Origin of the sequence: Oculatella sp. LEGE 06141, from assembly GCF_015207605.1 — a bacterium.
Classification (GTDB): Bacteria; Cyanobacteriota; Cyanobacteriia; order Elainellales; family Elainellaceae; genus Oculatella.
On the sequence record NZ_JADEWO010000106.1, the window covers coordinates 1 to 11,428 of the forward strand.

An 11,428-nucleotide genomic window follows, 5' to 3' on the forward strand; every position below is an offset into this window, starting at 1 on the left:
AGTCTCAGACCAAGACATGGCATCTCTCAATATTCTCAAACGAAGCATCTGTCCTCACTGGAACTACACGATCAAGCCTCGCTCTGGACTCGACTCAAAAGTGTGAACTTATTTTTTAACAAGCCCTAAGTCGCTCCTCTTTAGATAAAGGTACTGTTCCGGGAGGCGCAATCAATCCACGAGCAAGACGTTCCACAACTTCGCTGCGGCTGATACCGATTGATTTAGCCTGCTGATCCAGACTTTCTCTTGCTGTTGGTGTCAAGGACAGCAGAGTATCTACCTTGACCTCATCATAAAATTCGCCAACCCCTTTACGACTCTTATGCCCCTTCTTTGCCATAACTTCGTCCGCTAACGTCAATGGCAGGTGACATATGCCACCTATTAACGGAGCCAGGGAATTGACTTATAAGGTGGTATATGCCACCTGGAATTCAGGTAGATGTTCATTTTGCTTAAGCCAGTGTTTAGATTTGCCGTCTCACACTGGCTTAATTCCTCCCGCCCTTTTGGGGTGGAGTTCTTACCCATCATGCGGCACAAGAGGCTTTCTGGTAAAGGTTCAACCGCTGGGTAGTGTTTTGTTTGCCTGAGTTGGATGGCTGACTCTAGCTTGCTCTGATGCTTCCTGCTGAACAAAACGGTAGAAGTACCACAAAAACAGGTTATTGCTTAACTCTGCTATTGAGCAGGTAATTTTTCTCTGCTTAATGCAGGGAATGTTTTGGTGCAGCAAGTTGGATAGTTGATCGCTTTGCGGAGGCGATCGCTCATTAACCCAAATCAACTGGAGGAATCTTCCCGGCTCGATGTCCGAAATATCACCCCATTTCCATCGACTGGATCAGCTACGCTACCTTCCAATGGAGCCTACTGATTATTGCGAACGTTGGATGACTGCTGAGCCAGGGAAGGGCTATCTAAAGGTTTGCATCAACGTTCTCTCTGAAACAACAGGGCTAAGCGCTGGCACCATTAAAAACTGGGGAACTGATTTTCATCGCCGACCACAGTACGTGTTGCGACTATTACGGCAAGCAGACCTGTTGAACCAGATTAAAGCACTTGAACAGGCAGGGCACCTGACCATACCCCAGGACTCACTACGAGACTAAACGAATTGGTCATAGATCGTGAGTAAGTCGCTCTAAAACCCCTTGTATCTCTCCTATGACTTGTTTATTCTCCTGAATGCATTGGTGACGGGCGATGCCTTCAACAATTTGAGGGCGATCACACCTGCCACCTCAAAAACTAAATCAAGCGCGGTATTCAGACTGGTGTCACTTCCAACTGTGCCTCAGTTTGGTAAGGGAGTATAGCTTAGCCCATCTCCATCCAGGTAGTTTTAGGCTGAAATGCCAGACTTCTGAATGCTGCTTATGAATTGATCACGCCATGTACAGTAGTGTTCAGAACATGTCGCAGTCCCATCCTCTGTTTGGAATCTATCAATCTTTTCTGCGAGCTTCTGCCATTCGCCTACATCCTGAACTGGAATTGCTTTGGCAACTGAACGACGACCTACAGGATGCCCCATTACCTCCATTGTCGTCCATTGTGAGTAAACTCTCCCTTTGCAATGAGGTGATTGAAACGGATACTACTCGTGTACTCACGATGCCCGATTTCCATCTCTTTTTTCAAACCTGTCTGAAAAACTTCCGTGGAGCCTCCCAAGCCAAACTACTTTCCATTGACCCTGATCCAGACAACTGGAATCTTCACGACTTCAACGGGCAGATGGAACTCTTTGACTTTGAGCTATCGACCCAGCGTAGGGTAGAGGAGAATGGCAGAGCGTGCGTGATTTATTTTTATGCACTGTCCGTTCGCCTGCATGAGTTTACCGCAGATCTCGAAGCCATTCAGATGGGGCGGTTGTATGAGTCCCCGTTCAATTTTGTCAGCCAAGACTTTAAGAATCAGCAAGAAGAGATTGCTCGACAATTAGAAACTCAGTTTTCCCAACAGGATGACATCCTACCCCAACTATTGGAGGAAGCCAGTTGCATTATTTGCTATGCTGCACTCGCTTTTACTTTGGAGGCAAGAGTTGAGGCGTTTTGGCAGCACAAAGATGCCCCTCTGGAACAACTCCTCTCTACGTTTACCCAAATACATACTTGATGCTGATTGTGCCTCTTAGTCTGTTGGTCAAAATGATGTCTGACTCTCTCGCTCATCTCCTTACGGTTCACCACGCTATGCAAGGTCAGTGTGATGCTGTAGTTGACGAACAATTGATGGAACTTTATAGCCGCATCGCTCAACAGAGCATGCAAATACGACAAATTGAAGCTCCCTATTTGGAACAGCGATCGCAGTTATTAGAGCAAATTCGTCCTTACTTGGAGGATGATGCACGCTCTGTACTGCCATTACCTGAATTTCAGCTTTTCGTAGAGCAATTCTTGGCTACTTGCAACTCTAGCCTTAGGGTGACTGATCATCCACCGATTATTTCGGTTAATCCTTCCACTTGGCTCTTAAACCGCATCGCGGTTCCGTTGCAGTTAAGCCACTACCGCTCGATTCAACAACCCAGATTTTATGCTTTTCAACTGACCGCAAGGTTAGAAAATTGGCAACAGACATTTGCTATAACGATCGCCCGCCCAACTGCTGATGGAAGTGAACTTGATTTTTTTGGAGTCGATAGACAATGGGCGGAAATTCTCGCTCAAATCCGGTTAGATACTGCAAGCCTTCATGTCTTTGAGCAGGACGCTCGGCTGGCGCAAGAGGTCGGATGCTTAATTTGTTTTGTTGGTTCGATATTTGAATTGATTTCTCCAACTGTTTGGTTCACGTTCCCTTAGACCATTCCTATATTTGATTGCTAGACAAATGTTAATTGCTCAAGTGCCCCTCAACTTAGATCAATTTCTTCAGAAGTATCCTATCCTTTTCAAAAAACTCTGTTTTTGAGCGCGTAGACGCGGTGTTGAAAATCCGGCTGCACAGGTGCAGGAATATTTGACCGAATTGATTGTTGAGGCAGACGAGGATGGAGACAATACCCTTCTGCTACGAAAATGGTTTAGTGTGCTTTCCCCACAAGAACGAGTTGAATTAGTTCACCGCAGCCCTATTACAATTTCAGACTATCCAAATGGTGATTCCTGGTATTCCTTTAATTTAGGTGAGTACAGCGTTGTTACTGAACCTGTTCTACAGGTATTAAGTGACAATGCAGATGACGGGTGACGGCGATAGCCTTGGCGGGTTGTCATCCTGGATTGGTGAGATCGCTAGTGCAGTCTAGAGTGCAAACCGCCCCTCCAAATAGAAAGACACTATTGGGCAATTCCTGTGGAAAAGGAGACGCCAATAGTGCCTGGAAAAACAATAAAAAACTATCAACTACGAGTGTACATGAACGGACGAGAAATCGGCTTAACCCAGGTCGATGCCGCTTCCATTGCGGAGTTTTCAGAGAGAACCGCACAACGCATTGAAGCAGGCGTGCATCGACCGAAACGAGGACAAAACCGAGGGCGGACCAAACCCGACCCGCTCCAGGGCGTTTGGGAGGACGAACTGGAACCGATGTTGCAGCAGCAACCACGACTCAAACCAATGACTCTATTTGAGTATCTGCAACAGAACTATCCAGGCCAATACCCCAACGTGTTGCGGACGTTGCAACGACGAGTGGCCCATTGGCGAGTGTTACATGGGGCATCGCCAGAAGTGATGTTTGAGCTGCGTCATGAGATGGGAGGAATGGGGTTTTCAGACTTCACCGAACTCAAAGGAATTGAGATCACCATCAACGGCAAGCCGTTTGAGCACTTAATCTACCACTATCGCTTGGGCTACAGCGGGTGGCAGCACGCTCAGATTATCCAAGGCGGGGAAAGCTTTGTTGCCCTCTCTGAGGGATTGCAAAATGCCTTGAGTGCCTGTGGCGGCGTGCCCAAACAACATCGCACCGATAGCCTGAGCGCCGCGTATCGTAACAGCGGCGGCAAAGGGCAGGCCGTGACGCAACTGTACGACCAGTTGTGCCAGCATTACCGGATGCAACCGACCCGTAATAACCGGGGCATTGCACACGAAAACGGCAGTATAGAGGCACCCCACGGACACCTGAAAAACCGCATCGAGCAAGCATTATTACTGCGAGGCAGCTTTGACTTTGCCAGTGTCGGTGAGTACCAGGCGCTCATTGACGCGGCCGTTGCTGGCTTAAACGTACAATGCCAAGAGAAGTTTGAGGCTGAGAAACCGTTTCTGCAACCGTTGCCCAAATACCGAGTTGCCGACTACGAAGTGGTCAGTGCTAAGGTCAGTTCACGCAGCACGATTGAGGTGCGCTCTATCTTGTATAGCGTTCCCTCTCGCTTAATTGGGCGCACCTTAGAGTTACATCTGTATCACGACCGCATCATTGGTTACTGGAACCATCAGGTGGTGGTGGAACTGCCACGCGTGCGCTCGGTTGACCCGACCAAACGGCGGGCCCGTTGTATCAACTACCGCCATGTCATTGAGGGACTGCGGCGAAAACCGCGAGCATTCCTTTACTGCACCTGGCAGCAAGACCTATTGCCCAATGACCACTACCGAGAGCTATGGGCGCAACTGAAGGCGCAGTTTGACCTTGACAGTGCAGCGGTGCTGATGGTCGAAGCCCTTTACATCGCAGCCACCCAGGACAAAGAAGCTAGAGTCGCTGACTATCTCGAAGCGCAACTAGCAACGCAGTCCCTAACGTTAATGCGCTTACAGCAACACTTTCAACTGCTCAGTCCATCCCCCTTGCCCACTTTGCAAGTGACCCAACACGAGCTATCCACCTATGACCAACTCCTGCCCACCCACCCCGCCAACCACGACGACCCATCCCCCCGTCAGTCCTTACCAGAGCCTCAGCCTGCACCTCAAACGACTGCACCTCTCCCATATGCTGCACCACTGGGAATTACTCGAACAACAAGCGATGCAGGAAGGGTGGTCTTACGCCCAGTTCTTGCTGCAACTTTGCGAATCGGAGGTACACCATCGCTGGCAAAGTTGGCTCAAACGCGCCCTTACAGAGGCCCAGCTTCCCAACGGCAAAACCCTCTCCAACTTTGATTGGTCTCATGTACCCAAGCTCAATCCTGCGCCGATTCGGCAGCTAGCAGAAGACCCCGCCTGGTTAGCACGCTCAGAAAACTGCCTCGTTTTTGGGGCTTCGGGCGTTGGCAAAACTCATCTTTCAACTGGGATTGCCCGGTGTATGGTGGAGTTTGGCAAACGGGTTAAGTTCTTTCCAGCGATTGCCCTGGTGCAACACCTGCAGCAAGCAAAGCTGCATTTGCAACTGCAAGCTGCCCTCAAAAAGCTGGACCGCTTTGACTTGCTTGTTCTCGATGACTTGGGCTATGTCAAAAAATCGGAGGCGGAAACCAGTGTATTGTTTGAACTCATTGCCCATCGCTATGAGCGCAAGAGTTTACTCATCACCGCCAACCAGCCGTTCAGTCAATGGGATGCGATCTTTGCTGATTCAATGATGACGGTCGCGGCGGTTGACCGGCTGGTGCATCATGCCCTCATCATTGATATTCAAGCCCAGAGCTACCGCAAGCAGTCTGCACAAGCGCGATCTCCCTCACCCACTTGAGACATCCGTCCAGCGACCGCAGCGATCTCTAATTGTCATTTCGATCCGGGTTGTCATTTCGATCCTGACAGTCATTTCGAATCCTCATTGTCGCGTTGAATCTCTATGTTCAGCGCAACTTTCGCTTGTTCATGTCACTCCATTCAATGGCGGATTCTTGTTTAGACCAAGCAATAATTGGTGTTGCTCTAAACACGATTAGTTCTGCTGTCTCAACACACTAGTCCGTCAACTTGATTGTCGCGACACTTCTAGGAGCTTGACATTTAATAACAGGAAATTTATTACAAAGGTCAATTACAAGGTTTTATCACCCGTAATCGGTACAACTGTGAAGTGCTTAACTGCGATCGCATGTTAATTATCGACGTAGATATCTGCTCGCCCTGGAATGATGAAATTCAAGACTGTGCTAAAAGCTCTCAAATTGCTATGACGCAGCGACAAGCGATTTCAGCAGTGAAAAGCCTTACAGAACAGTTTCCCAAATTAGGGTTTAGAGTTTACAGGACACGGAACGGGTTGCGTCATGTTTGTACAACTCAACCTTTTGATCCACTTGATCCTGCGACTCATCGATTAATGCAGAGCTTCTATGTCGATCCACTATATGCTCGGTTATGCAAGTTTCAATCTACCTTTCGTGCTCGATTGACTCCTAAGCCTTGGCGAGTCGATGAAGATTATGCAGAAAGATTTGTGTACGATCGCGTGACTAGACTAGTTCTGCCAGAGCCGAGCAATTACGCAGTTTGCTATTTAATTGACATTGTTGGAGACCAATAGGACTTACGCAGATATGAAAAATGGGAAGGGGTTCGCTTATGAAATAAGAAGACGGTAGAGTCATCGGTATGAGCGATAAATTAACTCGTCTCGATTACTGCCAGTACCTGCTAGTGAGCCAGGTGAACTATAGCTTGACTCATTTTGCCGAGCACAGTGGGTGGAGCCATGATGCCATCAATCGGTTCTTGCAACAGGAGCGCATTACCCCTGGCTTGGTCTGGGAGAATGTCCGCTCTCAAGTTGATGCTGACGAGTACGGCTACCTCCTGTTCGATGATACGGTACTAGATAAACGGCACGCCTTTGACATTGACTTGGTTCGTCGTCAATACAGTGGCAATGCTAAGCAAGTGATCAAAGGCATTGGTGTGGTCAGTTGTGTCTATGTCAACCCGAACACCAACCAATTCTGGCTGATTGACTACCGAGTGTATGACCCGGATGGAGATGGCAAAAGCAAGCTCGACCATGTCAACGATATGCTGATCAATGTGGTGCACCACAAGCAGTTGCCGTTCCATGCGGTCTTGATGGACACCTGGTATGCGACCAAGTCTCTGTTGCTGCTGATCGAGTCACTGGAGAAGGTGTACTACTGTCCATTGAAGTCGAATCGTCTGGTCGATGATTCAGGTGGGGTACATCCCTATCAACACGTGGATAGTTTGCAGTGGCATGAGTCTGAGTTGCAACAAGGCAAAGTGATTAAGATTAAAGGCTTTCCCAAAGACCACAAGGTGAAACTGTTCCGGGTTGTAGCGTCTTCCCGCCGCACGGACTATATCATCACTAACGATGGGACTCAAGATTCCACTGAGGCAACACAAGAGGTGTGTGGCTTCCGTTGGAAGATTGAGCAGTTACACCGAGAGGGAAAGCAGACGACAGGATGGGAAAAGTGCCAGTGTCGCCGTGGACAGATTCAGCGCAATCATATTGGTTGTGCCCTGCTCGTCTGGGTGAGACTGCATGAGTTGGCACTGCAAACAGGACGCTCTCTCTATCAACTCAAGCAAGGACTCTTGGATGACTATCTCATTGAGCAACTCAAAAACCCCTCCATCAAAATGACGCTTGCGTAAGTCCTAACCAAAAGATTATTCGCGAATTTGAGCCATTAATTCAGACCCACGACTCTTACTGCCATGTAAGTCATTTAAGGTTGGAATTAGCTTAGAGAGGTCATTATCAATGCGCGATGAAATTCAAGGAAACTCCGTTATGGATCAAGAAATAACAACGGATCTACTACCCTGGAGAGGTGGATCTAAACTTCGTCAAGCCAGGATAAGAATGGGGTACACGCAAGCTGAGTTTGCTCAAAAGATTAATTCAGCAGAAAGTACTGTGCGTTATTGGGAAAAAAATAAGCGCGTTCCAAAGTGGAATCGAACCAAAAAAGAAACTGTTGCACAGGTCTTAAATCTACCAGTGGAAGAGATTTTGACCTGGTTTGAAACGGAAATATTAGCAAAATGATCCGTTCGACTCTTCAATGGATGTACTACAACATTGCATCGCTTGATACCGCCAATCTGATGCTCAAGTTCAACCCATTCACTAGAAAATTGAATTGAACCGTCTAAATCAATATTTAATTAGTGATTCAGGTTCAAGCAGCCTGCAAAAATGGTATACCTCTATCATCCAATCAGTCTCCTTAATGTCCTGTCTTAGAGCCATGCCACTTGTTGATGATGTGAGAATCGTATCCCTTCTGCCCAGTGCTACCGAAATTCTAGACGTTCTAGGTTTGACTCCGTGGGTTGTAGGACGTAGCCACGAGTGTGACTATCCCACTGATATTGAAAGTCGTCCCATCTGTACCTCTTCGAGATTGGATGCCGTCAAACCCAGTGCCCAAATTGATGCTGATGTACAAGCCCTGTTAGAAGCTACGCTCAGCATCTACGACGTTAATCTAGATGTGCTGAAGGATTTACGCCCAACACACATTGTGACTCAGGATCAGTGTGATGTGTGTGCAGTAAACTTCGCTCTGGTCGAACAAGCCGTTGCCACCCTCAGCGATCCTCAACCTCAAATTATTTCTCTTCAACCCCATAACCTTTCAGAAGTTTGGGCAGACATCACGCAAGTTGCGGCTGCGTTGAATATAGATGCCGCTTCTGTCCTAGCTGCTCTACATGAGCGGGTGAATGCTTGTCGAGCAAAGACTCAACAGCTTACAAACGATCAACGACCGACAGTAGCGGCGATCGAGTGGATTGATCCGTTGATGGCAAGTGGAAACTGGATACCAGAACTGATTGAATTAGCAGGAGGGCGCGATCTCTTTGGTAAGGTTGGGCATCACTCTCCCTACATCAAATGGGATGACCTGCTACAAGCAGACCCAGATATCATTATCGTCATGCCCTGTGGCTTTGATTTGGCTCGAACTCAGCAGGAGATACAGCAGGAGATTGCCACTCATCCTCAATGGGAGCAACTAAGAGCGTTTCAACAACAAAGGTTCTATCTCACCGATGGCAACGCTTACTTTAACCGTCCCGGTCCACGTCTGGTAGACTCTCTGGAAATTCTGGCAGAGATTATTCATCCGCAACAATTTGATACCCACTATGTCAATGCTGCATGGAACCGCTTTCAAATTTAAGTAATGCAGATAGCACGCTAAAACATTTTTAAGTGGCAATCTTTATTTTTTTGCCTTTGCTTTAGAATTTCTGCTGCCTGCACCAACTGGCTCCGTCCGTCGCAAGCTTTCCAAGTGCTTCAGTTGTTGGGACTGCTCCTCCAGACGAACCGAGAGGCGATCGCCCACCAATTCACACAACTCAAAAATAAACGGCTCGGCAATCTCGTAATAAACACTCACCCCTTGAGGCGTGCGGGAGACAATCCCGGCTTGAGCCAGAATCTTTAAGTGTTTCGAGACATTCGCCTGCCCCAAGCCAGTCTCCTCCATAATTTCTGTCACATTCTTTGAGCCAGATTTGAGGGAACACAACACCTGCAAACGGCTGAGTTCAGACAGCACCTTGAAATAATCAGCAACTTGAGCCAGGGCAGAGGAAGGTAGGGGCATGGGTAGCGACAACTTTTTACTATCCTACCACTATCTTAATGGATCTATTATATTACTATATAGTAGTATAGTTAGAAAAGTGAGAAGCACTCAAGTAATCCTCACTGGCGAGCGATGAGCCGTTAAAGACAAGTTCAAGTTTTGAACATCCCGTGTCATTTTGGAGTTGATGAATCATGTTATTTCGCCAGCTATTTGATGCAGCAACCAGTACCTATACTTACTTGATTGCTGATCCTCAAACCCAAGAAGCGATTCTGGTGGATTCAGTGTTGGAGCAGGTCGATCGCGATCGCCAACTTCTATCTGAATTGGGATTAACACTGAAATACTGTCTGGAAACTCATATTCATGCTGACCATGTTACGGGAACCGCGCAACTACGGGAAGCAACCGGATGTGCAGGCATTGTTCCAGAATATGCTCAAGCCACCTGTGCCAACCGCTTTATCAAAGATGGGGAGGTTTTGCAGGTGGATCAGGTCAGAGTAGAGGCGATCGCTACTCCCGGTCACACCGACAGTCACATGGCTTACCTCGTCAAAGGTACTCACCTGCTTACGGGAGATGCTTTATTCATTCGGGGTTGTGGGCGCACCGATTTCCAAAGTGGAGATGCCGGAACGCTTTACGACAGCGTGACGCAACGCTTGTTTACTCTACCGAGCACACTGGTTTATCCGGGGCATGATTATCGGGGACATACCGTTTCCACAATTGGCGAGGAAAAGCAGTGGAACCCTCGCTTTGTTGGACGCGATCGAGCCAGCTTTGCCCAATTTATGGCATCCCTCAATCTGCCCAACCCACAAAAAATGATGGAAGCCGTCCCCGCCAATGAACGCTGTGGCAGAGTGCTGGTTGCTTAAAGCACTGCGAAAGCCATTTTTAAACCGTTTTTGAACGATTACCAGGAGACTTTATCGATGTCAGTTTCTCGTTTGAACCAACTCCACACGATTGATGCTCAAACGCTAAAGCAGGGGTTAGACCAACAATCCGTCACCCTGATTGATGTGCGGGAACCGGGTGAGTTTGCCGGGGAGCATATTCCTGGAGCAACCCTAGTTCCCCTGTCGAAGTTTGATTTACGCAAAATTCCCCAGGGCGGAGATACCCAATTAGTGCTGTATTGTCGTTCGGGGAGTCGATCGCAAATGGCAGCCCAAAAACTGTTTGAGGCTGGATTTGAGTCTGTCTCCCAACTTTCTTGTGGGATTGGAGCCTGGAAAGAAGCCGGATTTCCTACTGTTCAGGACCGGAATGCTCCCATTAGTCTGATACGTCAGGTGCAAATCATGGCAGGTTCCTTAGTCGTGACTGGAACGTTACTCGGTGCATTTGTCTCTCCCTGGTTTCTGCTCCTGAGTGGATTCGTGGGTGCAGGTTTGATTTACTCTGGCATCACAAATACCTGTGTGTTAGGCAGGATGCTGGCGAAGTTGCCCTATAACCAACGGAGTTAAGACCCATGCAAGGGATCATCGGGTTATTCCTGGCAGGGTGTATCGGTCTGAGTTTAGGGCTGATGGGTGGGGGTGGCTCGGTACTGGCATTACCCGTGCTGGTATATGTGATGGGCGTATCCCCGAAACCTGCGATCGCCATGACTCTTGTGATTGTGGGAACCGTGAGCCTGCTCGGATTAATTCCCCACTGGCGGGCAGGTAACATCAATCTAAAAACAGCGGCTGTTTTCGGCTCGGCAACCATGTCAGGAACCTTTATCGGTGCCAAAATTGCGACGCTGCCAATGGTGACAGACACTTTCCAAATGATGCTGTTTGCGGTGGTGATGTGTCTGGCAGCCGGGTTCATGATTCAGCGCAGTATGCAACCCCTCAAACCCGATGACCCATTAGCATCGTATCCCAAACCGATTTGTCGCTATTGTTGGATCTGGCTGTTGAGTGAAGGGATGGGGGTTGGGGTGCTGACCGGGTTAATTGGCGTGGGAGGGGGATTTG

At 48.3% G+C, this 11,428-nt stretch carries 14 protein-coding genes and 1 pseudogene; 12 read left to right on the forward strand and 3 right to left on the reverse strand.

Annotated elements, in window-relative coordinates; translation table 11 throughout:
- Positions 1-115 precede the first annotated feature (115 nt).
- Positions 116-343: a hypothetical protein gene (locus IQ268_RS31085; RefSeq protein WP_193887225.1), complete on the reverse strand. Its 228-nt coding sequence runs from the start codon at positions 341-343 to the stop codon at positions 116-118.
- A gap of 222 nt (positions 344-565) precedes the next feature.
- Positions 566-790: a hypothetical protein gene (locus tag IQ268_RS31090; RefSeq protein WP_193887198.1), complete on the reverse strand. Its 225-nt coding sequence runs from the start codon at positions 788-790 to the stop codon at positions 566-568.
- 106 nt (positions 791-896) lie between these two features.
- Here IQ268_RS31090 and IQ268_RS31095 point away from each other — a divergent pair, with 106 nt between their 5' ends.
- The 9 genes and pseudogenes from IQ268_RS31095 (at position 897) to IQ268_RS31135 (ending at position 9,029) form a co-directional block, all read left to right on the forward strand.
- A complete protein-coding gene (locus IQ268_RS31095) occupies positions 897-1,118 on the forward strand; it encodes a hypothetical protein (protein ID WP_228035887.1) in 222 nt (73 codons plus the stop codon).
- A 283-nt stretch (positions 1,119-1,401) separates the two neighbouring features.
- On the forward strand, positions 1,402-2,133 hold the full coding sequence (locus tag IQ268_RS31100) for a hypothetical protein (RefSeq protein WP_193887202.1): 732 nt from the start codon (positions 1,402-1,404) through the stop codon (positions 2,131-2,133).
- Positions 2,134-2,282: 149 nt separating this feature from the next.
- Entirely contained in the window at positions 2,283-2,825 is a 543-nt protein-coding gene (locus tag IQ268_RS31105; RefSeq protein WP_193887204.1) for a hypothetical protein, read from the forward strand.
- A gap of 157 nt (positions 2,826-2,982) precedes the next feature.
- Positions 2,983-3,213, forward strand: coding sequence for a hypothetical protein (locus IQ268_RS31110; protein ID WP_193887206.1), 231 nt, complete (start codon positions 2,983-2,985; stop codon positions 3,211-3,213).
- 168 nt (positions 3,214-3,381) lie between these two features.
- Positions 3,382-4,248 (forward strand): annotated as a pseudogene (istA, locus tag IQ268_RS32620) (IS21 family transposase); the annotation flags it as partial.
- Positions 4,249-4,915: 667 nt separating this feature from the next.
- A complete protein-coding gene (istB, locus tag IQ268_RS31120; protein WP_193887208.1) occupies positions 4,916-5,620 on the forward strand; it encodes an IS21-like element helper ATPase IstB in 705 nt (234 codons plus the stop codon).
- 854 nt (positions 5,621-6,474) lie between these two features.
- Positions 6,475-7,491, forward strand: coding sequence for a transposase (locus tag IQ268_RS31125; protein WP_193887211.1), 1,017 nt, complete (start codon positions 6,475-6,477; stop codon positions 7,489-7,491).
- A 109-nt stretch (positions 7,492-7,600) separates the two neighbouring features.
- The gene (locus IQ268_RS31130; RefSeq protein ID WP_193887212.1) at positions 7,601-7,888 is read left to right on the forward strand and encodes a helix-turn-helix transcriptional regulator; all 288 of its coding nucleotides are present in this window, start codon (positions 7,601-7,603) and stop codon (positions 7,886-7,888) included.
- A gap of 202 nt (positions 7,889-8,090) precedes the next feature.
- Positions 8,091-9,029: a cobalamin-binding protein gene (locus IQ268_RS31135; RefSeq protein WP_193887215.1), complete on the forward strand. Its 939-nt coding sequence runs from the start codon at positions 8,091-8,093 to the stop codon at positions 9,027-9,029.
- Positions 9,030-9,071: 42 nt separating this feature from the next.
- On the opposite strand, the gene IQ268_RS31140 is transcribed toward IQ268_RS31135, so the two are convergent.
- Positions 9,072-9,461: a helix-turn-helix transcriptional regulator gene (locus IQ268_RS31140; RefSeq protein ID WP_193887217.1), complete on the reverse strand. Its 390-nt coding sequence runs from the start codon at positions 9,459-9,461 to the stop codon at positions 9,072-9,074.
- Positions 9,462-9,637: 176 nt separating this feature from the next.
- Between IQ268_RS31140 and IQ268_RS31145 the strand changes: the two genes are divergently transcribed.
- The 3 genes from IQ268_RS31145 to IQ268_RS31155 form a co-directional block, all read left to right on the forward strand.
- Positions 9,638-10,330 (forward strand): MBL fold metallo-hydrolase, encoded by a 693-nt coding sequence (locus IQ268_RS31145; protein ID WP_193887219.1) that lies wholly within the window; start codon positions 9,638-9,640, stop codon positions 10,328-10,330.
- A gap of 57 nt (positions 10,331-10,387) precedes the next feature.
- Entirely contained in the window at positions 10,388-10,927 is a 540-nt protein-coding gene (locus IQ268_RS31150; RefSeq protein WP_193887221.1) for a rhodanese-like domain-containing protein, read from the forward strand.
- Between the two features lie 5 nt (positions 10,928-10,932).
- Positions 10,933-11,428, forward strand: a 496-nt coding sequence (locus tag IQ268_RS31155; protein WP_193887223.1) for a sulfite exporter TauE/SafE family protein, incomplete at its 3' end; no start/stop codon positions are given.